At 59.8% G+C, this 25,120-nt stretch carries 22 protein-coding genes and 1 pseudogene; 13 read left to right on the top strand and 10 right to left on the bottom strand.

All coding sequences use genetic code 11. The annotated features are described in order from the left end of the window. The first annotated feature begins 38 nt into the window (after positions 1 to 38). From ABVN21_RS17295 to ABVN21_RS17250, 10 genes and pseudogenes are all read left to right on the top strand, one after another. Positions 39 to 1,385, top strand: coding sequence for an MFS transporter (locus ABVN21_RS17295; protein WP_339554076.1), 1,347 nt, complete (start codon positions 39 to 41; stop codon positions 1,383 to 1,385). A gap of 221 nt (positions 1,386 to 1,606) precedes the next feature. Continuing rightward, positions 1,607 to 1,753, top strand: a pseudogene (locus ABVN21_RS17290) (CoA-transferase subunit beta); the annotation flags it as partial. Further along, positions 1,750 to 2,955 carry a 3-oxoadipyl-CoA thiolase gene (gene pcaF / locus ABVN21_RS17285; protein WP_339554077.1) on the top strand — a complete coding sequence of 402 codons (1,206 nt, stop codon included), beginning with the start codon at positions 1,750 to 1,752 and terminating at the stop codon, positions 2,953 to 2,955. The pseudogene ABVN21_RS17290 and the gene pcaF, both read left to right, overlap by 4 nt. A gap of 37 nt (positions 2,956 to 2,992) precedes the next feature. Next, positions 2,993 to 3,697 (top strand): protocatechuate 3,4-dioxygenase subunit beta, encoded by a 705-nt coding sequence (gene pcaH / locus ABVN21_RS17280; protein ID WP_339554078.1) that lies wholly within the window; start codon positions 2,993 to 2,995, stop codon positions 3,695 to 3,697. A gap of 1 nt (position 3,698) precedes the next feature. Beyond that, a complete protein-coding gene (gene pcaG / locus ABVN21_RS17275) occupies positions 3,699 to 4,265 on the top strand; it encodes a protocatechuate 3,4-dioxygenase subunit alpha (protein ID WP_339554079.1) in 567 nt (188 codons plus the stop codon). Between the two features lie 177 nt (positions 4,266 to 4,442). After that, positions 4,443 to 5,747 carry an MFS family transporter gene (locus ABVN21_RS17270; protein WP_339554080.1) on the top strand — a complete coding sequence of 435 codons (1,305 nt, stop codon included), beginning with the start codon at positions 4,443 to 4,445 and terminating at the stop codon, positions 5,745 to 5,747. Between the two features lie 45 nt (positions 5,748 to 5,792). Beyond that, positions 5,793 to 7,157 (top strand): 3-carboxy-cis,cis-muconate cycloisomerase, encoded by a 1,365-nt coding sequence (locus tag ABVN21_RS17265; protein WP_339554081.1) that lies wholly within the window; start codon positions 5,793 to 5,795, stop codon positions 7,155 to 7,157. An 11-nt stretch (positions 7,158 to 7,168) separates the two neighbouring features. Beyond that, complete coding sequence (pcaD, locus tag ABVN21_RS17260; protein ID WP_339554082.1) at positions 7,169 to 7,960, top strand: 3-oxoadipate enol-lactonase; 792 nt, start codon at positions 7,169 to 7,171, stop codon at positions 7,958 to 7,960. 10 nt (positions 7,961 to 7,970) lie between these two features. Further along, positions 7,971 to 8,363, top strand: a complete 393-nt coding sequence (gene pcaC / locus ABVN21_RS17255) for a 4-carboxymuconolactone decarboxylase (RefSeq protein ID WP_034146727.1) — start codon at positions 7,971 to 7,973, stop codon at positions 8,361 to 8,363. 474 nt (positions 8,364 to 8,837) lie between these two features. Then, on the top strand, positions 8,838 to 9,353 hold the full coding sequence (locus ABVN21_RS17250; protein WP_339554083.1) for a hypothetical protein: 516 nt from the start codon (positions 8,838 to 8,840) through the stop codon (positions 9,351 to 9,353). Positions 9,354 to 9,501: 148 nt separating this feature from the next. Here ABVN21_RS17250 and ABVN21_RS17245 read toward each other — a convergent pair whose 3' ends face one another. The 4 genes from ABVN21_RS17245 to emhA all read right to left on the bottom strand — a co-directional run bounded on the left by ABVN21_RS17245 (position 9,502) and on the right by emhA (position 16,973). Next, the gene (locus ABVN21_RS17245; RefSeq protein WP_339554084.1) at positions 9,502 to 10,761 is read right to left on the bottom strand and encodes an OprD family porin; all 1,260 of its coding nucleotides are present in this window, start codon (positions 10,759 to 10,761) and stop codon (positions 9,502 to 9,504) included. A 429-nt stretch (positions 10,762 to 11,190) separates the two neighbouring features. Continuing rightward, the gene (emhC, locus tag ABVN21_RS17240) at positions 11,191 to 12,651 is read right to left on the bottom strand and encodes an efflux RND transporter outer membrane subunit EmhC (protein WP_339554085.1); all 1,461 of its coding nucleotides are present in this window, start codon (positions 12,649 to 12,651) and stop codon (positions 11,191 to 11,193) included. After that, positions 12,651 to 15,812, bottom strand: a complete 3,162-nt coding sequence (gene emhB, locus ABVN21_RS17235) for an efflux RND transporter permease subunit EmhB (protein WP_339554086.1) — start codon at positions 15,810 to 15,812, stop codon at positions 12,651 to 12,653. Before emhB ends, emhC begins: the two co-directional genes overlap by 1 nt. Positions 15,813 to 15,815: 3 nt before the next feature. Next, a complete protein-coding gene (emhA, locus tag ABVN21_RS17230; RefSeq protein ID WP_339554087.1) occupies positions 15,816 to 16,973 on the bottom strand; it encodes an efflux RND transporter periplasmic adaptor subunit EmhA in 1,158 nt (385 codons plus the stop codon). 267 nt (positions 16,974 to 17,240) lie between these two features. Between emhA and emhR the strand changes: the two genes are divergently transcribed. Continuing rightward, positions 17,241 to 17,888, top strand: a complete 648-nt coding sequence (gene emhR, locus ABVN21_RS17225) for an efflux system transcriptional repressor EmhR (RefSeq protein ID WP_034146722.1) — start codon at positions 17,241 to 17,243, stop codon at positions 17,886 to 17,888. Positions 17,889 to 18,224: 336 nt separating this feature from the next. Here the strand turns inward: emhR and ABVN21_RS17220 are convergent, their stop codons facing one another. From ABVN21_RS17220 to ABVN21_RS17205, 4 genes are all read right to left on the bottom strand, one after another. Further along, positions 18,225 to 18,530, bottom strand: coding sequence for a DUF3077 domain-containing protein (locus tag ABVN21_RS17220; RefSeq protein WP_339554088.1), 306 nt, complete (start codon positions 18,528 to 18,530; stop codon positions 18,225 to 18,227). Positions 18,531 to 18,937: 407 nt separating this feature from the next. Beyond that, positions 18,938 to 19,987, bottom strand: coding sequence for an alkene reductase (locus ABVN21_RS17215; protein WP_339554089.1), 1,050 nt, complete (start codon positions 19,985 to 19,987; stop codon positions 18,938 to 18,940). A gap of 21 nt (positions 19,988 to 20,008) precedes the next feature. After that, positions 20,009 to 21,175: an MFS transporter gene (locus ABVN21_RS17210; protein WP_339554090.1), complete on the bottom strand. Its 1,167-nt coding sequence runs from the start codon at positions 21,173 to 21,175 to the stop codon at positions 20,009 to 20,011. Between the two features lie 34 nt (positions 21,176 to 21,209). Next, complete coding sequence (locus ABVN21_RS17205; protein ID WP_339554091.1) at positions 21,210 to 21,512, bottom strand: metalloregulator ArsR/SmtB family transcription factor; 303 nt, start codon at positions 21,510 to 21,512, stop codon at positions 21,210 to 21,212. A 154-nt stretch (positions 21,513 to 21,666) separates the two neighbouring features. On the opposite strand from ABVN21_RS17205, the gene ABVN21_RS17200 reads away from it, so the two are divergent. Continuing rightward, complete coding sequence (locus ABVN21_RS17200; protein ID WP_339554092.1) at positions 21,667 to 22,245, top strand: ACP phosphodiesterase; 579 nt, start codon at positions 21,667 to 21,669, stop codon at positions 22,243 to 22,245. A 93-nt stretch (positions 22,246 to 22,338) separates the two neighbouring features. Here ABVN21_RS17200 and ABVN21_RS17195 read toward each other — a convergent pair whose 3' ends face one another. Then, positions 22,339 to 23,130, bottom strand: a complete 792-nt coding sequence (locus tag ABVN21_RS17195) for a lysophospholipid acyltransferase family protein (RefSeq protein ID WP_339554093.1) — start codon at positions 23,128 to 23,130, stop codon at positions 22,339 to 22,341. Beyond that, entirely contained in the window at positions 23,130 to 23,885 is a 756-nt protein-coding gene (olsB, locus tag ABVN21_RS17190; protein WP_339554094.1) for an L-ornithine N(alpha)-acyltransferase, read from the bottom strand. The genes ABVN21_RS17195 and olsB overlap by 1 nt, the downstream gene beginning before the upstream one ends. A gap of 155 nt (positions 23,886 to 24,040) precedes the next feature. On the opposite strand from olsB, the gene ABVN21_RS17185 reads away from it, so the two are divergent. Beyond that, positions 24,041 to 24,919, top strand: a complete 879-nt coding sequence (locus ABVN21_RS17185; protein WP_339554095.1) for an acyl-CoA dehydrogenase family protein — start codon at positions 24,041 to 24,043, stop codon at positions 24,917 to 24,919. Positions 24,920 to 25,120 lie beyond the last annotated feature (201 nt).

The following is a 25,120-nucleotide window of genomic DNA, read 5'->3' as shown; positions in this document are numbered from 1 at the left end:
GGCATCTGTTCGACTGCGTTTTGCGTGGAATAAAAATAATGAATCAGCCCCAGTCTGCTGTAGGAAACTGCCTCGACGTGCAGTCCTTCATCAACGCCCAACCCATTTCGCGCTACCAATGGCGAGTGGTGATCTTGTGTTTCTTGATTGTTTTCCTCGATGGCCTCGACACCGCGGCCATGGGTTTTATCGCGCCTGCGCTGTCCCAGGACTGGGGCATCGATCGCGCCAGTCTTGGCCCGGTGATGAGTGCGGCATTGATCGGCATGGTCTTCGGCGCGCTGGGCTCTGGTCCGTTGGCTGACCGCTTTGGGCGAAAAGTCGTACTGGTGGGGGCGGTGTTTCTTTTCGGCGCCTTCAGCCTGGCCTCCGCTTACAGCACCAACGTCGATCAATTGCTGGTGCTGCGATTCCTGACGGGCCTGGGGCTTGGCGCGGGCATGCCGAACGCGACGACTCTGCTGTCGGAATACACCCCGGAGCGCAAAAAGTCGCTGCTGGTGACCAGTATGTTCTGCGGCTTCAACCTGGGCATGGCCGGTGGCGGATTCATTTCGGCGAAACTGATCCCAGCCTTCGGCTGGCACAGTCTGTTACTGATCGGTGGGATTCTGCCGTTGATCCTCGCCGTCGTCTTGCTGTTTTGGCTGCCGGAATCGGCGCGTTTCCTTGTAGTCCGTAATCGCGGTACTGACAAAGTACGCAAGACGCTGGCGCCGATCGAGCCGACGGTGGTGGCCCAGGCATCGAGCTTCAGCGTGCCGGAACAGAAATCCGTCAAGGCGCGCAACGTATTTGCGGTGATCTTCTCCGGCACCTACAGCGTCGGCACGTTGCTGTTGTGGCTGACCTACTTCATGGGCCTGGTGATTGTTTACCTGCTGACCAGTTGGCTGCCGACCCTGATGCGTGACAGTGGCGCAAGCATGGAGCAAGCGGCGTTCATCGGTGCGCTGTTCCAGTTCGGCGGTGTGCTGAGCGCGGTGGGTGTGGGTTGGGCGATGGACCGGTTTAATCCGCACAAGGTCATCGGCATTTTTTACCTGCTGGCCGGGGTGTTTGCCTACGCGGTAGGGCAGAGTTTGGGCAACATCACCCTCCTGGCAACCCTGGTGCTGGTGGCCGGTATGTGCGTCAACGGTGCGCAATCGGCGATGCCGTCGCTGGCGGCGCGGTTCTATCCAACCCAAGGACGCGCTACCGGTGTGTCGTGGATGCTCGGGATTGGTCGCTTCGGCGCGATCCTCGGTGCCTGGATGGGCGCAACGTTGTTAGGCCTGGGCTGGAATTTCGAGCAAGTGCTGACGGCACTGGTGATTCCGGCGGCATTGGCGACTGCGGCTGTGGTGATCAAAGGGGTGGTCAGTCATGCGGATGCGACCTGACCCCGACTTGAAATAGCGGTGTAGCAGGGAAAGATCGCAGCCTTCGGCAGCTCCTACAGGGGTGTAAGTATTCTCCGTAGGAGCTGCCGGAGGCTGCGATCTTTTGCAGGCGACACAAAAGCATGGCTAACCAACAATGTGTTCGGTAGGCGAACGCTCAGTCGATTATCGGATTGTTTGGCGCATTTCAGGGGCTTAATCTTTCAGGCATCCCGGCGCTGCGCATCGGCGCCGTCACTGGTTGGGGTCATTCGTTTTGCCGACAACCTTGAACAAACCGCCGAGCCGACCGAAGTCGAGCTGAGGCACCGCGTGATCTGGTAACACGCACCGCGGCCGCCCACGGCCAAGCACCTGGAGAAGCATGATGCGTGACGTTTATATCTGCGATGCAATTCGTACCCCCATCGGCCGTTTTGGTGGTGGCTTGTCGACGGTTCGCGCCGACGACCTGGCCGCTGTGCCGATCAAGGCATTGATGGAGCGTAACCCGTCGGTGGACTGGAGTGCCGTGGACGAGGTGTTCCTCGGCTGCGCCAACCAGGCCGGCGAAGACAACCGCAACGTGGCGCGCATGGCGCTGCTGCTGGCCGGTTTGCCGGAAACCATTCCGGGCGTGACCCTCAATCGTCTCTGCGCCTCGGGCATGGACGCCATCGGCACTGCGTTCCGCGCCATCGCCAGCGGCGAAATGGAGCTGACGATTGCTGGTGGCGTCGAGTCGATGTCCCGCGCTCCGTTCGTGATGGGCAAGGCTGACGCCGCGTTCTCGCGCAACATGAAGCTCGAAGACACCACCATCGGCTGGCGCTTCATCAACCCGTTGATGAAAGCCCAGTACGGCGTCGACGCGATGCCGCAGACCGCCGACAACGTGGCTGACGATTACGAAGTTTCCCGCGAGGATCAGGACGCTTTCGCACTGCGCAGTCAGCAGCGCACGGCCGTCGCGCAAGCCGCCGGATTTTTCGCTGAAGAAATCGTCGAGGTGCGAGTAGCCCACAAGAAGGGTGAAACCGTGGTCAGCCAGGACGAACATCCTCGCGCTGACACCACCCTGGAAGCCCTGACCAAACTGAAACCGGTCAACGGCCCGGACAAAACCGTCACCGCGGGCAATGCTTCCGGCGTGAACGACGGTGCGGCGGCGTTGATCCTGGCTTCGGCTGAAGCCGTGAAAAAACACGGTCTGACCGCTCGCGCCAAAGTGCTGGGCATGTCGAGTGCCGGTGTCGCGCCGCGAGTGATGGGCATTGGCCCGGTGCCAGCGGTGCGTAAACTGACCGAACGCCTCGGTCTGGCCGTCAGCGATTTCGACGTGATCGAACTCAACGAAGCCTTCGCCAGCCAAGGCTTGGCGGTGCTGCGCGAGCTGGGGATTGCCGACGACGCGCCTCAGGTCAACCCGAACGGTGGCGCGATTGCCTTGGGTCACCCACTGGGCATGAGCGGTGCGCGTCTGGTATTGACGGCGTTGCATCAGCTGGAAAAAACCGGTGGCAAAAAAGGTCTGGCGACCATGTGCGTCGGTGTCGGCCAAGGCCTGGCCTTGGCGATCGAGCGCGTCTGACGCGCCCTGACGACTATAAGAAACTGAGGAACGCTTCATGACTGACAAGCCTGGTTACCGTCGCCCGCAGGAAGGCACCCAACCGCCGTACCTGCACCCGACCTACCAATCCACCAACCTGCGCTCGCCGTCCAAGCCGTTGGTGTTCTTGCCGCATTCGTTGTCGGAAATCACCGGACCGACCATCGGTGCCGAGCACGTCAACGAGAAAGACAACGACCTGACTGCCCAGCACGAAGGTGAACCGCAGGGTGAACGCATCATCATTCACGGCCGCGTGCTGGATGAGAACGGTCTGCCCGTGCCGGGGATTCTGGTGGAGATCTGGCAGGCCAACGCCGCCGGACGCTACAACCATGCCCGCGACCTGCACGACGCGCCGTTGGACCCGAACTTCACCGGCACCGGCCGCACCGTGACCGACGCCGATGGCTGGTACCAGTTCCAGACCATCAAGCCTGGCGCCTATCCGTGGGGCAACCACCACAACGCCTGGCGCCCGGCGCACATCCACTTCTCGCTGTTCGGGCCGAGCATCCTGACGCGCCTGGTCACGCAGATGTATTTCCCCGGCGACCCGCTGCTGGCGTATGACCCGATCTACAACTGCGTGCCCGATACCCGCGCCAAAGAGCGCTTGATCGCCAGTTTCGACCTGGAAAAAACCATCCCTTCCTATGCCCTCGGTTATCGTTGGGACATCGTTTTGCGCGGCCGCGACGCCACGCCGATGGAGAAATAAGATGACGCTGACTGCGACCACGTCCCACACCGTCGGGCCGTACTATCACATCGGCCTGACCTGGCTGAACCGCGAAGACCTGACCGTCGAGCAAACCCTGGGCGAGCGCGTGGCGATCACCGGGCAAGTGGTGGATGGCAATGGCGACGTTGTTAACGATGCGATGCTGGAAGTCTGGCAGGCCAACGCGGCGGGCAAGTACGACCACCCTGAAGACGATCAGGACAAGCCCCTCGACCCGAACTTCGAAGGTTTCGGCCGGGTGCCGGTGGACGCCGAAGGGCGCTTCCGATTCACCACGATCAAACCGGGTACGGTGGAAGGCTTGAAGGGCACGACCCAGGCGCCGCACCTTGTGGTGTTGGTGTTCGCCCGTGGCCTGGTGAAGCACTTGCTGACGCGGATTTACTTCGACGGTGAGCCGGCCAATGTGTCGGATCCGCTGCTGGAATGCGTGCCGGCCGAGCGTCGCGATACCTTGCTGGCGAAGCAGGATGCGACCGGTGTTTATCAGTGGAATGTGATTCTGCAGGGCACAGATGCCGAGACGGTGTTCTTCGATTATTGATCGAACACCGCAACCTGTAGGAGCCGGCTTGCTGGCGATTGCGTCGTGCCATTCAATATGGATGACACTGACAATCCGCAATCGCCAGCAAGCCGGCTCCTAAAGCTAATGCATCTGCGGAACGGGACTGTTGCAAAGTATGTCTAGACTCTCACTGTCCCCATTGAGTGAAAAACAATGACAACGACCACCACTACAGAACCTCTTTACACCGGCGAAGAGCGCAACAAGCGGATCTTCGCGATTGTCGGCGCCTCGTCCGGCAACCTGGTCGAATGGTTCGACTTTTACGTCTACGCCTTCTGTGCGATCTATTTCGCGCCAGCCTTTTTCCCGTCCGACAACCCCACGGTGCAGTTGGTCAACACCGCGGGCGTGTTTGCCGCCGGGTTCCTGATGCGACCGATTGGCGGCTGGATCTTCGGCCGTGTGGCGGACAAGCACGGGCGCAAGAATTCGATGTTGATCTCGATTCTGATGATGTGCTTCGGCTCACTGCTCATCGCCTGCCTGCCGACCTACAAGGACATCGGTGTCTGGGCTCCGATCATGCTGCTGTTCGCCCGTCTGCTCCAGGGCCTGTCGGTGGGCGGCGAGTACGGCACCACTGCGACCTACATGAGCGAAGTCGCCCTCAAGGGCCAGCGCGGTTTCTTCGCCTCGTTCCAGTACGTGACGCTGATTGGCGGACAATTGCTGGCGGTGTCGCTGGTGGTGGTCCTGCAACAGTTCCTCAGCGAGGATGAGCTGCGCGCCTACGGCTGGCGGATTCCGTTCGTCGTCGGTGCGGTAGCAGCGTTGATTTCGCTGTTCCTGCGCCGTTCGCTGAAAGAAACCACCAGCAAGGAAATGCGCGAAAACAAAGACGCCGGCAGTATCCGCGCGCTGTTCCGCGACCATAAGGCCGCGTTCATCACCGTGCTCGGCTACACCGCCGGTGGCTCGCTGATTTTCTACACCTTCACCACGTACATGCAGAAATACCTGGTGAACACCGCCGGCATGCACGCCAAGACCGCCAGTTACATCATGACCGGCGCGCTGTTCCTTTATATGTGCATGCAGCCGATCTTCGGCATGCTCGCGGACAAGATCGGCCGACGTAACTCGATGCTCTGGTTCGGCGCTCTTGGCACGTTGTGCACCGTGCCGATTCTGCTGAGCCTGAAAAGCGTCAGCAGTCCGTTCCTGGCCTTTGTGTTGATTACCGTGGCGCTGGCGATCGTCAGTTTCTACACCTCGATCAGCGGCCTGGTAAAAGCCGAGATGTTCCCGCCTGAAGTGCGCGCACTGGGCGTCGGACTGGCTTACGCGGTGGCGAATGCGATCTTCGGCGGTTCGGCGGAATATGTGGCCCTGAGCCTCAAGGCTGTCGGCATGGAAAATTCCTTCTACTGGTACGTGACGGTGATGATGGCGATCGCGTTCCTGTTCAGCCTGCGCCTGCCCAAGCAAGCCAAGTATTTGCATCACGACCTTTGATCTATACCCGCGGGCCCGAGTGGCCCGCGCCTCCAGGGACTGTTTATGAACGAGCGACCGGGCAATCAATTGTTCGATGCCTATTTCACTGCCCGCGACATGCGTGAAGTGTTCTGCGATCAGGGCCGGGTTCAGGCCATTCTTGATTTCGAAGCGGCACTGGCCCGGGCCGAAGCACGGGTCGGGTTGATTCCGCAGACGGCGGTGGCGCCGATTGAAGCGGCGTGCCAGGCCGGGCATTACGACTTTGCCGCCCTCGGCGAAGCGATTGCCACGGCGGGTAATTCGGCGATTCCATTGGTCAAGGCCTTGGGCAAACAGATCGCCGCGAGCGACGCCGCAGCCGAGCGCTATGTGCACCTGGGCGCTACCAGTCAGGACGTGATGGACAGCGGGCTGGTGCTGCAACTGCGCCGTGCGCTGGAATTGATCGACAGCGATCTGGCGCAACTGGGTCAGACTCTCGCCGCCCAGGCCCAGCGTTACGTGGCTACACCACTGGCCGGGCGCACCTGGTTGCAACACGCGACACCGGTCACCCTCGGCATGAAAATCGCCGGTTGGCTGGGCGCGGTGACCCGCAGTCGCCAGCGCCTGCTCGAACTCAAACCGCGTCTGCTGGTGCTGCAATTCGGCGGCGCTTCCGGAACCCTCGCGGCCCTCGGCGAGCAGGCAATGCCGATTGCCCAGGCGCTGGCCGAGGAGCTGCAACTGACGCTGCCCGACCAGCCTTGGCACACCCAGCGCGATCGGCTTGTGGAGTTTGGATCGGTACTCGGACTGATCGCCGGCAGCCTCGGAAAACTCGGGCGCGACATCAGTTTGTTGATGCAGACCGAAGCCGGCGAAGTGTTCGAACCTTCGGCACCGGGCAAGGGCGGTTCTTCGACCATGCCGCACAAACGCAATCCAGTCGGCGCAGCGGTGCTGATCGGTGCGGCGACGCGGGTGCCGGGCCTGCTGTCGACGCTGTTCAGCGCCATGCCCCAGGAACACGAGCGCAGCCTTGGGCTGTGGCATGCCGAGTGGGAAACCCTGCCGGAAATTTGCTGCCTGGTGTCCGGCAGCCTCAAGCAAGCGCTGCTGGTCGCGGGCGGGCTGGAAGTGGACGCCGACCGCATGGCGCGCAACCTCGATCTGACCCAGGGCCTGGTGCTCGCCGAAGCGGTGAGCATCGTCCTTGCGCAACGGGTTGGGCGCGATACCGCGCATCACCTGTTGGAGCAATGCTGCAAACGCGCCGTGGCCGAACAGCGTCATTTGCGCGCGGTACTCGGCGACGAACCGCAAGTGACTGCCGAGCTGTCGGCGACGGAACTCGATCATCTGCTGGACCCCGCTCATTACCTCGGCCAGGCCCGTACCTGGGTCGAGCGAGCGGTGGCTGAACATTCTGCGTTGACTGCCTGAAGGAGATTGCTGTGGCTTTCGTACAACTCGCCGATGGCGAACTGAATTACAAATTCGATGGCCCGGTCGATGCGCCGGTGCTGGTGCTGTCCAACTCGCTGGGCACTGACCTGCACATGTGGGACGCGCAAATTGCAGCGTTCACCGAGCATTTCCGCGTGCTGCGTTTTGACACGCGCGGTCATGGCCAATCGCTGGTGACGCCGGGGCCCTACAGCATCGAGCAACTGGGCCGCGACGTGCTGGCGCTGCTGGATGCGCTGCACATCGAGCGGGCGCATTTCTGCGGTCTGTCCATGGGCGGGCTGATCGGGCAGTGGCTGGGCATCAATGCCGGCGAGCGTTTGAACAAACTGATCGTGTGTAACACCGCGGCGAAAATCGGCGATCCGTCGGTGTGGAACCCACGCATCGAAACCGTGTTGCGCGATGGCGCCGCAGCGATGGTCGCCCTGCGCGATGCGTCGATTGCGCGCTGGTTCACCCCGGATTTCTCAGAAGCCAACCCGGCGGCGGCCAAGCAGATTACCGACATGCTCGCGGCGACTTCGCCAGAAGGTTACGCGGCCAATTGCGCAGCGGTGCGTGATGCCGATTTCCGCGATCAGTTGTCCTCGATCAAGGTGCCGTTGCTGGTGATTGCCGGGACAGAAGACGCCGTCACGCCGCCATCCGGTGGGCATTTCATTCAGGAGCATGTGCAGGGCGCCGAGTACGCCGAGTTCTATGCCGCGCATTTGTCCAACGTCCAGGCCGGCGCTGCGTTCAGCGAGCGCGTACTGGCGTTTTTGTTGGCTCACTAAGGGGATTGTTGTGGACGAGAAACAACGTTACGACGAGGGCATGAACGTCCGTCGCGCGGTGCTGGGCGACGCCCATGTCGACCGTAGCCTGACCACCCTGACCGAGTTCAACTCGGAGTTCCAGGAAATGATCACCCGCCACGCCTGGGGTGACATCTGGACCCGTCCGGGCCTGCCGCGCCATACCCGCAGCCTGATCACCATCGCCATGTTGATCGGCATGAACCGCGAGGGTGAACTCAAACTGCACCTGCGCGCCGCCGCCAACAACGGCGTGAGCCGTGGGGAGATCAAGGAAGTGATCATGCAGAGTGCGATCTACTGCGGCATTCCCGCGGCCAACGCAACGTTCCACCTGGCTGAGTCGGTGTGGGATGAGTTGGGGGTTGAATCGCGGGAGTGATCCGTGATTTTTCGTTGATTTAACGGACGCCTTCGCTGGCAAGCCAGCGCCTACACAATGGATGGCTGCGAACTCACAATTCGCAGCCATCCACGATGCCGGTAGACGCCGGCTTGCCGGCGAAGCGGCCGTTGATACTGCGTCAATGCTGAGGCTGCCTTCGGCGTTCTCATCGAATTTGGTTCAAGTCCTCCAGCGCGCCGCTCTGTTCGGTGTAGCCCCCAATTTCACCCCCCCCCCCCAATCCTTTCCACCGCTGAGCGTGGAGCATGTCCTCCGTCCACATTACCTCGGTTGGCAATAACGTTTACTTTGAAAAGTTATTTGAAGGTTTTGCAATGTGCAACCGTTCAAAGTGCGCATGGATATATTGAATGTCAACCTGTCATATATGCCAGTTGTTTGAGGGGGTCGTTGGTATTAAAGTTTTCTGGTGTTTAAGGAAGTTTGATTTTTTAAATGTCGGAGGCTGTGATGAGTGCTAAGGCCGGTAAGTTGAGCGTTGGTGAAGATGAGCGGGTTGTTTATGAGGATGGCAAGCCTGTGAAAGTTATTTTGTCCGGAAGAGAGGTTCCGTTGGTGCCTGTTAAAGGGAGAATGCACGTAGATATCACAGTGGGCGGTGAGTTTGTCGAAACGATTGAGTCGAAATCCCTGGATTTTATCTGGAGTAGAAAGAATCCAGATGTGGTTGGGTTCTTTTTGGATGTCACGTATGAAAAGGGATACTTGCGTATCTCTGGTGATGAACTGGAGACGGGTAAAGCTTATGCTATTTCAGATGCGCTTACTGAAGTGAATATCAGGTTTAAGTTGGAGGGTATTCAAACTCCGGAGAGTTTTAATCCGGTGGGTACGTTAACCATTAGGGAAGCTACAGAAAACTCAATTGATGGTCAAATGTCGTTTAGCTTCAAAGGTAGTGTGCAGGATGGAGGTAAGGAAACTAATTTTAGATGTAACGCGTTCTCGTTAAATATTGCGGATTAAAGCGGTTAAAGTTACGTCGTTTTTTTGTTTGAGATGGGCATGAAGCAGGCGTGTTGTTTTCGTAGCGGGTGTAAGACGTGTGAGAAAAGCTTGTTACAGAAAACCGCATCGTGGAATAACACACGATGCGGTTTTTTCAAGTTGAGGTTTAAAGCAGGCTAATCGGATAGCTGATGATCAGGCGGTTCTCATCGAACTCGTTGTTGCTGTAGTCGCGGCGCATGGTCGAGTTGCGCCATTTTACGTTCAGGTCTTTCAGCGCACCGCTCTGTACGGTGTAGGTCAGTTCACTTTCACGTCCCCATTCCTTGCCATCGGTAATCGTGCCGGTGTGCACGTTATCGCCGCTGATATAGCGGTTCATCAGGGTCAGGCCCGGGACACCCACGGCGACGAAGTTGTAGTCGTGACGCACTTGCCAGGATTTTTCCCGGGCGTTGTCGTAGCTGGAGTTGTAACTGTCGTTGGCCAAAGTGCCGCCGCTGGTGCCGTTGACTCGCATCCAAGGACTGTCGCCGGTGAGTTTTTGCAGGCCGACGTAGAAGGTGTTGCCGCCGTATTTGGCCGAGAGCAGGCCGTACATGGTTTTGTTGTCCAGCTCGCCGGCCCGGGCGCTGCCATCATCCTTGCCATAGAAGAAACCGAGATTGGCGCCCAGAGTCCAGGCGCCGATCGGTTGGCTGTGGGTCAGGTTGATGAATTGCTGGCTGTAGATGTCTTTGAGTTCGGCGTTCCACACACCGATCTGGGTGCGCTTTTCGTTAAACAGATATTCGCCGCCCTGAAAGTTGAAGCGGTCCGAGGTGAACGCCGCTTTGCCGGTCATCGACATGTCGTCCATGCTGCTGTCGTCGCGGGGGCTGTTCTGGCGGAACTGGCCGCCGTAGAGCGTCAGGCCGTCGATTTCCTTCGAGGTAATCTGACCGCCACGGAAGGTTTGTGGCAGTGAACGACCGTCGTCCGAACGCAGGATCGGCAGCACGGGCATCCATTCGCCCACCTTCGCTTCGGTCTGCGACAGCTTGGCCTTGAACGCCACGTTGGTGCGACCGAAGTTGTCGGCCGGACGACCATCACTGTCCAGCGGCAGCAGTGCCGTACCGCCAGTGCCTTTGCCGCCATCGAGCTTCACCGAGTACAGCCCCAGTACGTCCATTCCGAACCCGACGACGCCTTGAGTGAATCCGGACTTGGCGTCAAGGATGAAGCTCTGCGTCCACTCTTCAGCCTTGCCCTGGGTCTTGGTCGGATTGGTGAAGTTACGATTGATGTAGAAGTTGCGCAGGTTCAGGTTGACCTTGGCGCCTTCGACGAAACCGGATTCCTCGGCGTGTGCGGGCAGGGCGGCGCTGGCCAGGGCAATGGCGATCAGGCTGGGAACGAAATACTGCGCGGGAGAAGGCGTCATGTGCTCGGGTCTCTCTAATTCTTGGGGATGAAACGGGGCGTGCCGCAAACGTGGGATTGCAGACAAATCATTGGATTATTTCGGAGAAACGAACGTGATCAGCCGGACGGGGCAGGGCGCGGGAGCATGGCATCGAACCTGTTGTTTTTGGTTTTGTGGGTCGGATGGTGCGGGGAATGTACTGGATGGTTCAATTGTTAAAAGAAGGTTCTGGGCGATTATCGAACATAAGATTTGCAGTAATTTTTGTGCTGTCCTGTATGCCTCATCGCTGGCAAGCCAGCTCCCACAGGGTCACAGTGGTCCACAAAATTTGTGCACGACACTCATACTGTGGGAGCTGGCTTGCCAGCGATGAAGTCAGCACAACTTTTCCCGCTGCCAACAAGAAGCCCACCAATCGGTGGGCTTCTTGTGTTCACAGCGCTATCAGAAGTACTTCATCTTCGGCGCTTCTTCTTTCAACGGCTCGTTCTTCGCCGTCTGCTCATTCCAGCCACCACCCAGAGCCTTGTACAGATTGACCTGGCTGACCAGTTGCGCCAGACGGTCAGTAATCAGCACCTGTTGGGCACTGAACAGCTGACGCTGGGCATCGAGGAAGGTCAGGTTGCTGTCGACACCGATACGGTAGCGACGCTCAGCCAAACGGTAGTAGTCCTGGTTGGCGCTGACGAAGTCGGCTTGCGCCTGCAATTGTTGGACATAAGTCTGCCGTGCGGCCAAGCCGTCGGCGACTTCCTGGAAGGCCGTTTGAATGGACTTCTCGTAGTTCGCCACGCCGATGTCTTTCTGGATTTTCGAGTAATCCAGGCTGGCGCGCAGGCTGCCGGCGTTGAAAATCGGCAGGTTGATCTGCGGCTGGAACAACCAGGTGCCCGAGCCGCCCTTGAACAGACCGGACAGGTCCGGGCTCAACGTACCGGCGTTGGCGGTCAGGCTGATGCTCGGGAAGAACGCGGCCCGTGCGGCGCCGATGTTGGCGTTGGCAGCCTTGAGGTTGTATTCGGCTTGCAGGATATCCGGACGACGTTGCAGCAAGTCGGACGGCAGGCCAGGTGGCACTTCGGCCAGTAGATCGTCTGCCAGCGGTTTGGCCGCTTGAAGATTGGCCGGAATGCCGGTGCCGAGCAGCAGCACCAGGCTGTTCTCGTCCTGGGCGACCTGGCGGGTGTACTTGGCCAGTTGCGCACGGGCGTTTTCCACCGAGGTGCGCGACTGCGCCAGGTCCAGCGCCGAGGCCACACCCACTTCGTTGCTACGGGCGGTGAGCTTGTAGCTCTCCTCGAACGCACCGAGGGTGTCCTGGGTCAGCTTCAGCAGTTCCTTGTCGGCCTGCCAGGTCAGGTAGGCATTGGCCACGCTGGCCACCAGGCTGATCTGGGTGCTGCGGCGACCTTCTTCAGTGGCGAAGTACTTTTGCAGGGCTTCTTCGCTCAGGCTGCGAACCCGACCGAACAGGTCGAGTTCATAGGCGCTGATGCCGACGGTGGCCGAGTAGGAACTGCTGATCCCTGCCTCGCCGGTTTGCGAAGCGTCGGCCGGCAGGCGCTGACGACTGCCAGTGCCATTGGCGGAAATGGCCGGGTACAGGTCGGCGCGCTGGATGCGGTACTGAGCCGCAAAGGCGTCGATGTTCAGGGCCGCGACGCGTAAGTCGCGGTTGTTTTCCAGGGATATCTGTATCAGTTGCTGCAATGCCGGGTCATGGAAAAACTGCTTCCAGCCCTGCTCGGCAGCGGCCTGCGCCGGTGCCTGGGCCGGCGAATACGCCGGGCCCTGCGGGTATTGATCCGCCACCGGTGCTTGCGGCTGCTGATAATCAGGGATCAGCGAGCAGCCACCGAGCACAAAAGCGGCGACTGCCAGGGAGAGTAGCGACTTGCTCATTAGCCAGCCTCTTTAGGAGTTTCAATAGCGTCTTCCTGGTCGACGTTTTTACGCTGACCCATGGCCGACACAGTGACGAAAAACAGCGGGACCCAGAAGATCGCCAGAACGGTTGCCGTGATCATACCGCCAATCACACCAGTACCGATGGCATGCTGGCTACCCGAACCTGCGCCCGTGGAAATAGCCAGTGGTACCACGCCGAGGACGAACGCGAGCGAGGTCATGATGATCGGTCGCAGACGCATGCGGCAGGCTTCAATCGCCGCATCGCGCAGGCTGCGCCCTTGCTCGTGCAGTTCCTTGGCGAACTCGACGATCAGGATGGCGTTTTTCGCCGCCAGACCGATGGTCGTCAACAAGCCCACTTGGAAGTACACGTCGTTGGACAGGCCGCGCAGGCTGGTGGCCATCAGCGCACCGATGATCCCCAGCGGCACCACCAACATCACCGCGATCGGAATCGACCAGCTCTCATACAGCGCCGCCAGACACAGGAACACCATCAGCAGCGACAGAGCGTAGAGCGCTGGCGCTTGCGAACCGGACAAACGTTCCTCGTACGACAGGCCAGTCCAGGAAATGCCAACACCGGCCGGCAGTTTCTTGGCAATGGCTTCGACTTCGGCCATCGCTTCACCAGTGGAGTAACCCGGAGCCGGGGCGCCGAGGATTTCCATCGCTTCCACGCCGTTGTAACGGGCCAGTTTCGGTGAGCCGTAAATCCACTCACCCTTGGCGAACGCCGAGAACGGAACCATGGTGCCGACGCTGTTGCGCACGTACCACTTCTTCAGGTCTTCAGGGCTCATGCGTGCGCCAGGCTGGCCTTGCACGTACACCTTCTTCACACGACCGCGGTCGATGAAGTCGTTGACGTAGCTACTGCCCAACGCAATCGACAGAGTGTTGTTGATGTCGGCGATGGTAATGCCCAGGGCACTGGCCTTCTCGTCGTCGATTTCCAGTTGGTATTGCGGTTCGTCGTTCAGGCCGTTCGGACGCACCTGTGTCAGGATCTTGCTTTGCGCGGCCATGCCCAGGAACTGGTTACGCGCTTCCATCAGCTTCTCGTGACCGATACCGGCGCGGTCCTGAAGGAACACGTCGAAACCGGTAGCGTTACCCAACTCCAGTACTGCCGGTGGCGCGAAGGCAAACACCATGGCGTCACGGAAGGTGAAGAAGTGCTGTTGGGCACGGGCCGCGACCTTGAACACGCTGTTGTCGGCGTTACGTTCGTCCCACGGTTTGAGCATGATGAACGCCATACCCGAGCTCTGGCCACGGCCAGCGAAGTTGAAGCCGGTCACGGTAAACACCGAGTTCACCGCATCGCCTTCACCGCCGTCCTTGCCCGAACGCAGCAGGTACTCACGCATTTCGTCCACCACCACTTGGGTGCGCTGGGACGTCGAGCCAGCCGGCGTCTGCACCTGGGCGAACAGTACGCCCTGGTCTTCTTCCGGCAGGAACGCTGTTGGAATGCGGGTGAACAGCCAGATCATGCCGACCACAATGATGAGGTAGGCCAGCAAATACGGCGCCTTGTGCGTGAGCATGCTGCCCACGCCACGCTCGTAGTTTTTGACGCCTCGGTCGAAGGTGCGGTTGAACCAGCCGAAAAAGCCGCGTTTCGGCGTGTGGTGCTCGCCTTTCGGAATCGCCTTGAGCATGGTGGCGCAAAGCGCGGGGGTGAAGATCAGCGCAACCAGTACCGACAGGGCCATGGCAGAGACAATGGTGATCGAGAACTGCTTGTAGATCACACCGGTGGAACCGCTGAAGAACGCCATCGGCAGCAGAACCGCCGACAGCACCAGGGCAATACCGACCAATGCACCCTGGATCTGCCCCATGGATTTCTTGGTGGCTTCCTTGGGCGACAGGCCTTCTTCGCTCATCACCCGTTCGACGTTTTCCACCACGACGATGGCGTCATCCACCAGCAAGCCGATGGCCAGCACCATACCGAACATGGTCAGGGTGTTGATGCTGAAACCGGCTGCCGCGAGGATCCCGAACGTACCGAGCAATACCACCGGCACGGTCATCGTGGTGATGATGGTGGCGCGGAAGTTTTGCAGGAACAGGAACATCACCAGGAACACCAGCCCGACCGCTTCAACCAGGGTGTGAACCACACCTTTGATCGACTCGGTCACCACCGGCGTGGTGTCGTACGGGAACACCACTTCCATCCCTTGCGGGAAGAACGGCTTGAGGCTGTCGATGGTTTTGCGCAGTGCCTTGGCGGTATCCAGGGCGTTGGCGCCGGTGGCCAGCTTCACGGCCAGACCGGATGCCGGGGCACCGTTGAACTGGGCGTTGATGCTGTAGTTCTCGCCACCCAGACCGACGCTGGCGACATCTTTCAAGCGAACTTGCGAGCCGTCCTTGTTGACCTTGAGCAGGATTTTTTCGAACTGCTCAGCGGTCTGCAGACGGGTCTTGCCGATGATCGTCGCGTTCAGCTGCGTACCGGGCAGGGCAGGCAAGCCGCCGAGCTGGCCGGACGACACCTGGACGTTCTGTGCAGCAATGGCGGTCTTGACGTCGATCGGGGTCAGGTTGAAGTTGTTCAACTTGGCGGGGTCGAGCCAGATACGCATGGCGTACTGCGAACCGAACACCTGGAAGTCACCGACACCAGCGGTCCGGGAGATCGGGTCCTGCATGTTCGACACGATGTAGTTGGACAGGTCGTCCTTGGTCATGCTGCCGTCACGCGACACCACGCCGATCACCAGCAGGAAGTTCTTCACGGCCTTGGTCACGCGGATACCTTGCTGCTGCACTTCTTGCGGCAGCAGCGGGGTGGCCAGGTTCAGTTTGTTCTGGACCTGAACCTGCGCGGTATCGGAATTGGTGCCTTGCTCGAAGGTCGCGGTGATGGTCATGGTGCCGTCGGCGTTACTTTCCGACGAGACATAACGCAGGTTGTCGATACCGTTGAGCTGTTGCTCGATCACCTGAACCACGGTGTCCTGGACGGTTTGCGCAGACGCACCCGGGTAGGTCACGGAAATGGCGATCGCCGGAGGCGCGATGCTCGGGTATTGGTTGATCGGCAGTTTGAGGATCGATAGTGCCCCGACCAGCATGATCACCAGGGCAATTACCCAGGCGAAAATCGGACGGTCGATGAAGAATTTTGACATGAGTTACTCCCCTTTGCCGCCAGACGCTTTGTCAGCTGCCTGAGCGGGGGCCGGGTTCTTTGCGGCTACGTTGGTCGCTTCACTTGGCTTGACTTCGATGCCAGGTTTAACGAATTGCAAGCCTTCGGTGATCAGGCGATCGCCGGCCTTCAGGCCGTCTTCGATCAGCCATTGGTTGCCGACGGTGCGGTTGGCCTTGAGCTGACGCAGTTCGACCTTGTTGTCCGGGCCGACGACCAGTGCGGTCGGCGTGCCTTTGAGGTCGCGGGTCACGCCTTGCTGCGGCGCGAGGATAGCCGCGCTGTTAACGCCGGCCTGCAATTGGGCGTGAACGAACATGCCTGGCAACAGCGTGTGATCAGGGTTCGGGAACACGGCGCGCAAGGTCACGGAACCGGTGGTCTGGTCAACCGAGACCTCGGAGAACTCCAGCTTGCCTTCCAGCTTGTACTGGCTGCCATCTTCGAGGGTCAGTTTGACTTTCGCGGCGTTGTCGCCAGCCTTTTGCAGGCGACCGCTTTCCAGTTCGCGGCGCAGCTGAAGCAGTTCGACCGAGGATTGGGTGACGTCGACGTAGATCGGGTCCAGTTGCTGGATCACCGCCATCGCTTCGACCTGCCCGTTGCTGACCAGTGCACCTTCGGTCACCGAAGAACGACCGATGCGGCCGGTCAATGGCGCGTAGACCTTGGTGTAGCGCACATTGATCTGGGCTGATTGCAACGCGGCTTCCGATTGCAAGCGGTTGGCCACGGCGGTGTCGTATTCCTGGCGGCTTACGGCCTGTTCGTTGACCAGTTGCTGGTAGCGGTCGGAGATCGACTTGGTCGAACGCAGGTTGGCTTCGGCGCTTTTCAGCGTAGCGTCATAGACCGAAGGGTCGATCTGATACAGCTGCTGGCCGGCTTTGACATCGCCGCCTTCCTTGAACAGACGCTTGAGGATGATGCCGTTCACTTGCGGGCGAACTTCGGCGATGCGGAACGCACTGGTGCGACCCGGCAGCTCGGACGTCAGGGTGAAGGATTGTGGTTGCAGGGTTACGACGCCGACCTGAGGCGGTGGTGCGGCCGGGGCGGCCTCTTCCTTTTTACATCCGCTGAGCAGTGATGCCAGGGCGACGGCGGCGACCAGAGCGGTAACAGCTGGCTTGAGTTGCATGAAAATCCTCGGGTCAGGCGCGCAAAACACGCGCAAGAAAACATGGAAGGTTAAAAAATGTATGCCGGGTGGATAAGTAGCTTGCTAAGGAATATACTTACATTCACGGCTGTTTGTAAAGGCCTTGACCCTGTATCCGCGCCGTTACAGACGCCGTTGAAAGGTTGGAATTGTAGGCCCGGGGACGAGACCCAAGAGCGCTCGCCCCACTTTTATTCAGCTGATGTTCAGACATCGCTGAGGCATCCTGATTGAGGTTGTACTGCCATGGTCCGTCGCACCAAAGAGGAAGCTCAAGAAACCCGCAACCAGATACTCGAAGCGGCCGAAAAAGCCTTTTTTGAAAGGGGCGTGGCACGCACGACCCTGGCGGACATCGCAACCCTGGCCGGCGTTACGCGCGGGGCCATCTACTGGCATTTCAGCAACAAGGCCGATCTGGTGCAGGCCATGCTCGACAGTCTGCAAGAGCCCCTTGATGAACTGGCCAAAGCCGCGGAGAGCGAAGATGAACTCGATCCATTGGGCTGCATGCGCCGGTTGCTGATTCATTTGTTTCATGAAGTTGCGCTGGACCCCAAGACCCGGCGCATCAACGAGATTCTGTTCCATAAGTGCGAATTCACCGATGAAATGTGCGACCTGCGTCAGCAGCGTCGTGCGGCCAGCCTCGAATGCAACTCGCGCATCGGCCTGACCCTGCGTAATGCCGTCAATCGTGGGCAGTTGCCGGAAGACCTCGACACCGCCCGCGCCGCCATTAGCATTCATGCCTGGATCGACGGCCTGCTGTACCAGTGGTTGCTCGCACCCGACAGCTTCCAGCTGCACACCGAAGCCGAGCGTTGGGTCGATATCGCGCTGGACATGCTGCGTTTGAGTCCCAGCCTGCGCAAAGTGAAACAAGATGCTTAATCGGTTCCGCGTGTGTCAACCATTGACGCCGTGGATGAACAGTTCTTCACGCGCTCCACAGCAGAGGGGTGCTTTTATATACGCCCGCTCGCTGCGTTGACAGAGAGTTGGCTCAGTATTTTGTAGGAATTTTGTGTCGAGGCTGTGAGCGAGTGACTTCTGCAGGAGCAAGCTTGCTCGCGATGGCGGTGTAACAGTCACCCAAGATGTCGCCTGACACACCGCATCGCGAGCAGGCTCGCTCCCACCGGGATTGCGTCAACCCTACAGCACATGTTTGAGGTCCAAAAAAGCCGCGTATGTTCGCGGCTTTTTTACGTGCAAAATTTATCGCCACTATTTGGCTTGCTTGCCTTTGCGATCAGGCCCTCGATCCAGCACTTTCGCCACATCATCAATCACCGCTTTGCTCATCGCCGTCAGGTAATGCGCGGCCCAGGCGTGGCGGTCGGTGTCTTTGGCGTAGGCGGCGTCGAGGGTGAGTTCCTTTGCGAGGAAGAGCAGGTTGGAGGCTTGAGATAATGCTTCGGCGAGGGGCACGCCGCGGCTTACGTGAAACAGCGGCTGGTCTGAGCAGTAAATGAAAGGGGTGAAGCCGATGGTTTTGAGTTCTGAGGGTGAGGGCGGATTGGTTTTGCTCATGGTGTAACTCCTGGGTTTTAGGAGCTGCCAGTTTCGTTACCACACGAAAGGGGTGGCAGCTGTACGCAGGGTGGTAAACCGGGAACCAAGGAAACCGGCACGCCCGAAGACGTCCCACGCACAGCCGCCATAACTCAAGATCACAGGCAGAACGCCAGTGTTCATGATGTTGATGCTGTTGCGCTGGTTTCACCGGGTTACCACACCCGATCGCTGAAAGGTCAGCGACGTCCGGAGAGTATCCCTTCGAAGAAAAGCGCAACAAGGCATCAAAGTGCCCAAAAGCGAGATTCAGAGTTTGCCTACAAGGTCCTACGGCGTCATCTGATATTGCGATTTCGCAATTAAACGAAATTAAAAGCCCCGGCTCTTTCGAGTCGGGGCTTTTGCATTTCTACGGGAAGCGATTACAGCGTCGGATAGTCGATGTAGCCCACCGGGCCTTTGCCGTAGAAGGTTTCCGGATGAGCCTCGTTCAGCGGCGCATCAGCCTTCAAGCGTGCCGGCAGGTCCGGGTTGGCAATGAATGGTACGCCGAAGGCAACCGCGTCAGCTTTACCAGCCGCCAGCCAGGCGTTGGCGCTGTCCTTGGTGAAGCGTTCGTTGATGATGTACGGGCCGCCGAAGGCTTCCTTGATTTGTGGACCGAGGCTGTCGGCGCCTTCTTTTTCGCGGGAGCAAATGAACGCGATGCCGCGCTTGCCCAGTTCACGAGCGACGTAGGTGAAGGTTTCCGCCAGGTTGTCGTCGCCCATGTCGTGGGAGTCGGCACGCGGCGCCAGGTGCACGCCGACGCGGCCGGCGCCCCAGACTTCGATGGCGGCATCGGTCACTTCCAGCAGCAGGCGTGCACGGTTTTCCAGGGAGCCACCGTAGTGGTCGGTGCGCTGGTTGGTGCTGCTTTGCAGGAACTGGTCGAGCAGGTAACCGTTGGCGCCGTGGATTTCCACGCCGTCGAAACCGGCGGCCTTGGCGTTTTCGGCACCGACGCGGTAGGCGTCGACGATGTCGGCGATTTCAGCGGTTTCCAGGGCGCGCGGGGTCGGGTAGTCGGACAACGGGCGAACCAGGCTGACGTGGCCTTTTGGCTGGATGGCGCTCGGTGCGACCGGTGCTTCACCATTCAAGTACAAAGAGTGCGAAACCCGGCCGACGTGCCACAGTTGCAGGAAAATCTTGCCGCCCGCACCGTGGATCGCTTTGGTCACGTTGGCCCAGCCACGCACCTGATCGTTGGACCAGATACCCGGGGTGTCCGGGTAGCCGACGCCCATTGGCGTGACCGAGGTGGCCTCGCTGAGGATCAGGCCCGCGGAGGCGCGTTGCACGTAGTATTCGGCCATCAGTGCGTTCGGCACACGGCCTTCGTCGGCGCGGCAGCGAGTCAGCGGGGCCATGATGATGCGGTTGGACAGTTCCAGGTCGCCCAGTTTGATCGGATCGAAAATCGTCGTCATTTAATTGCTCTCTTTTGAAGATCAGTTAGTAGCAGGAGCCAGTTCGGGATTGCCGCTCTGACGGAAAGTGATCAGGGTCACCAGCAAGGCGAGTACCGCCAGCGCTGCTGCCGCAAGGGGCACACTGGTCAGGCCGAAGCCGTGGGCGATGACGCTGCCGCCAACCCAGGCGCCCAAGGCGTTGCCGACGTTGAAGGCGCCGATGTTCAGGGTCGAAACCAGGTTCGGTGCAGCCTTGCCGTAGGTCACCACGTTGACTTGCAGGGCCGGCACGGCGGCGAAACACGCGGTGGCCCAGAGGAACAGGGTGATTTCGGTCGGGATCAGCGCGACGCTGGTCCAGGTGAGGACTGTGGAGACGACGGCCATCGCGATAAAGACGCCGATCAGCGTCGCGGCCAGGCCTTTGTCAGCCAGCTTGCCGCCGATGATGTTGCCGACGGTCAAGCCCAGGCCAATGAGCATCAGGGTCCAGGTCACACCGCGGGGCGAGACACCAGTCACTTCGCCCAGCAACGGCGCTACGTAAGTAAAAAGGGTGAACACCGACGCGGCGAACAGTGCCGTCATGCTCAGAGACAACCAGATACCGGCACCCTTGAGGGCACGCAGTTCGGCACGCATGTCGAGTTTTTCTTCATCGCGCTTGGCTGGCAGGAAGCGGATCAGACCGATCAGTGCGATCACACCGATTACGGTCACCGCCCAGAAGGTCGAGCGCCAGCCGGCTTGCTGACCGAGCGCGGTGCCCAGCGGAACGCCGAGCACGTTGGCCAGGGTCAGGCCGGTGAACATCAAGGCCACGGCCGAAGCGCGTTTGTTCGCAGGTACAAGGCCGGCGGCTACGACTGAACCGATACCAAAGAAGGCACCGTGACACAGGGCTGTGACCACGCGGGCAAACATCAGCACGTTGTAGTCACTGGCCACGGCGCAGAGCAGGTTGCCGATAATGAAAATGCCCATCAACGCGATCAGCGCGGCCTTGCGCGGCAGTCTGGCGGTGGCCAGTGCCATGAACGGTGCGCCGATGGCCACGCCCAGGGCGTAACCGGTCACCAGCCAGCCGGCACCGGGAATCGACACACCGAGGTCGGCCGCCACGTCGGGCAGCAAGCCCATGATGACGAACTCGGTGGTGCCGATGGCGAAGGCGCTCAAGGCCAATATTAATAGTGAGAGGGGCATGTCTAATTCCTTTTCGGCTGGCTGACGTGAAGGGTCAGAGCTCTTTGCTGAAGATGCGGAGGAACTCCTGGATGGTTTCCTCATTGCGTTTGAAAAAATGCCACTGACCGACTTTGCGGCTGCTGATCAGGCCGGCGCGTTGCAGGGTCGCCAGGTGTGCGGACACCGTGGACTGCGACAGACCGCAACGTTGATCGATCTGCCCGGCGCAAACGCCGTGCTCGTTGCTGTGGGACTGGTCTGGAAATTCGACGTCCGGGTTTTTGAGCCAGTGCAGGATTTCTCGCCGTACCGGGTGTGCCAGGGCTTTTATTATTTCGTCGAGTTCAAGGTTCATGATTAGGGCTCGTGATCAGTAAAACGCTATATCGCGATGAAGCGAAATTTAAATCGTTATTTCGCGATATACAAATATGATTTTGCTCTGATGATCAAGCAAATCGGTATATCGGGTTATAACGATACGTTGGCGGCAATGCTAAGCTGCGCGGATGAACTATCTCGCACATCTTCATCTCGGTGGCCAGCGTCCCGGTCAATTGCTCGGCAGTCTGTATGGCGATTTCGTCAAGGGACGGCTGCAAGGGCAGTTCGATCCCGAAATCGAAGCGGCCATCCAGTTGCATCGCCGCATCGACGTCTTCACCGACCGCCATCCGGTGGTGGATGCCTCGCTGTCGCGGTTCTCCCTGACGCGCCGGCGCTACGCCGGGATCGTCCTCGACGTGTTTTTCGACCATTGCCTGGCGCGGGACTGGGCGCTGTATGCGGACCGGCCGCTGGAGCTGTTCACTTCGGATGTGTACCGGGTGTTGTCCAGCGAACGGCAGTTACCCGAGCGACTGGCCAAGATCGCGCCGCACATGGTGGCCAATGACTGGTTGGGTTCGTATCGGGAATTTGAAGTGCTGGAGCAGGTGCTGCGGGGGATTTCGCGGCGGTTGACCAAGCCTGAGGAACTGGCCGCGGCGATGCAGGAATTGCGCGTGTTGTATGAGCCGTTGAGCGAGGACTTTCGGTTGTTCTATCCGCAGCTTCAGGATTTTGCGCAGAGCCATCCAGCAACATAGATCACTGTGGGAGCTGGCTTGCCAGCGATAAGCCCGGATCATCCAACATCTACGTTGGCTGACCCGCTGCTATCGCTGGCAAGCATTAAGTGTCTAGGCAGCGATAGCGGGGCGCAGTGGGACTTGCTGTTTCTCCGGTATGGACCCAAACAGCGCCTTCTGCACCGCCTCCTGCGCCTCGAACGCCAGCGCCGCACGTTCACGACCTTCGCAAGCGATGGGCTTGAGAAGATGAATCTCCACACCGCCACGATCATTGGCAAACAAGCGCATCAAGTGCGAGAGCAAATCATCGTCGCCAATGAACGGCGCCAGCGTATCGGGCTCGCCATCGCGCACGTAACGAATCGCCACCGGTTGCAGTGCCACTTCGGAATCGATGGCTGCCGACAGCAGGCGCCCGTGGAAAGTGCGCAACGAACGGCCATCGGTAGTGGTGCCTTCCGGGAACATCAGCAGGGGATGTTCCTGTTGCAGATGGCGGATCATTTGTTTGCGGATCAACTGGCTGTCGCCCGAACCACGACGGATGAACAGGCTACCGGCCTTGGCCGCCAACCAGCCCGCTATTGGCCAAGTGCGCACTTCGGCCTTGGACAGGAATGACAGCGGCGTGAGCATCCCCAGCAGTGGAATATCCGTCCAGGACACGTGGTTGCTGACCCACAGCATCGGTGTTTTCGGCAGCTGGCCGTGCACAGTCACGTCGAAGGGCAGGGCGTTGCTCAGGCGCGCCATGAAAAACCGTGACCAGCGCTGACGACGCTCCATCGAATGGGCCAGCCCCAGGCGCTCGAACACACCGAACACGGTGGCCATGCTCAGGCCCAACCCGACCACCAACAGCACCCGTGCGATTCGCGCGTACACGCGCAAGCGACGCATTACACGGCCGCCTTGAAGTGTTTGGCGTAGCGCGGGCAGAGCTCGTCGCGCTTGAGCAGGATGAACACGTCGGCGACCTGGAAGTCTTCGTCCCAGCACGGCTCGCCGCAGATCTTCGCGCCCAGGCGCATGTAGGCCTTGAGCAGCGGCGGCATTTCGGCGATCACGTTCGACGGAATATCCAGGGTCGGCAGCGGTTTTTTCGGCTCGGCCCGCAGGTGTTCGGTACACAGGTAACGTTCGCGCAGGCGCTGCATGATCGCGTGGGCCTGGATGCCGCCGTCCTGCATCGGAATGCTCGCGCAACCCATCAAATAGCTGTAGCCGCCCTGGTTCAGCACTTCGGCCAATTCACCCCAAAGTACGGCGATGGTGCCGCCGTTGCGATAGGCCGGGTCGACGCAGGTGCGACCGATTTCCAGGATCGGGCCTTGCAGATGCACCAGGCCATGCAGGCTGAATTCTTCTTCGCTGTAGAACTTGCCGAGGCTGCTGGCGGCGGTGTGGTCGAGCAAACGGGTGGTCGCCACCAGACGCCCGGTGTTGAGGTCACGCACGCCGATGTGCGCGCAGTGAACGTCATAGTCGTCCATGTCCAGACCCAGTTCCGCGCCTTTCAGCTTGGCATTGAATTCGCCGCTGAACACGTTGAAGCGCAAGGCCTGGGCTTCCTGCAAGGCTTCGGCGCCCACCAGGCGTTCGGCTTGCAGACGGCGTTCACTGGCGGTGTCGCTGATGCGGGCGATCTGAGTCATGGCGAATCTCCGTGCGGGCTGCTCACCCGTCTTTGGGTTACAGCGGATCGACTTTCTTTATCCAGCCTTGTTGTGCAAAGTCAGGCTATGTAGCGCCGGTGTCATCGCCATGAACCTTTGGTGATGCTTATATGACAGCCCACAAGGAGCCTCTTATGCCCTGGCAAAACCTGTTGAATCGCCGCGAGCGCCTGCCCGCCAACCCGGACCTGGGCGAAGGCTTCGCGGCGTTGTTGCACGACTTGGGCTCGGTCACGCCGTTTGAGTTGGCGGTGACCGGCGCGCGGATGATGGCGACGCCGGGACTGGCGTTTCTGGTGGGCTATCAGGCCGCCTTGCGCATGCTGTGGCCAAGCGCGCCGCTGAGCCTCGGCGCGTTGTGCGCAACGGAACAACGCAGCCTGCGCGTGGCGGACATGCAGACCCGTCTGCACGATTTGCGCTTGAGCGGGCGCAAGGATTTCGTCACCGCTGGCGATGCTGCCGACTGGCTGTTGATCGCGGCGCGCAGCGAGGCTCCCGGCGACGATCCGCGTCTGAGCCTGGCAGTGGTTTATCCCGGTGAAGCGGGCGTGCGCGTGGAAAAACTTCCGGCGATGCCATTGATGCCGGAAATCAGCCATGGCCGCTTGTTTCTGGACAACGCGCTGTGCGAATTGCTCGCGGGGGATGGCTGGGACGCGTACGTCAAACCGTTCCGCACCCTGGAAGATGTCTATGTGTTGAGCGCCATGACGGCGTGGCTGTATGGCGTCGGTCAGGACAGTGACTGGCCGCAAAACCTGCAATTGCGCTTGCTGGCGTTACTGGCGGGTTGTGCGGAGGCCAGCCGACAGGCGCCGAATAATGCGGCCGGGCATGTGTTGCTTGGAGGGCTGTTCGCGCAGTTCGAAGGGCTCAAGGCTGACGTCAATCAAGCATTGACGGATGGCCCGCCGCAATGGGCCGCGATGTGGCAACGGGATCAGGCGGTAATGGATTTGGCGGCGGGGGCGCGAGCTAAGCGTCTTGCCAAAGCATCGGCGGCGATCTGACGGGCCTCATCGCTGGCAAGCCAGCTCCTACGGGGATTTTAGGTGAATGAAATATTGTGTACGACGCAGATCCTGTAGGAGCAGGCAAGCCAGCTCCTACAGGGATTTTAGATGAATGAAATATTGTGTACGACGCAGATCCTGTAGGAGCTGGCTTGCCAGCGATGACGGCCTCATTGACAGCACAGATCCCGGGACTGT

It is taken from the genome of Pseudomonas sp. MYb327 (assembly GCF_040438925.1).
Classification (GTDB): domain Bacteria; phylum Pseudomonadota; class Gammaproteobacteria; order Pseudomonadales; family Pseudomonadaceae; genus Aquipseudomonas.
Note: the sequence above shows the minus strand (reverse complement) of the source record. Positions and strands in the feature narration are given on the sequence as shown.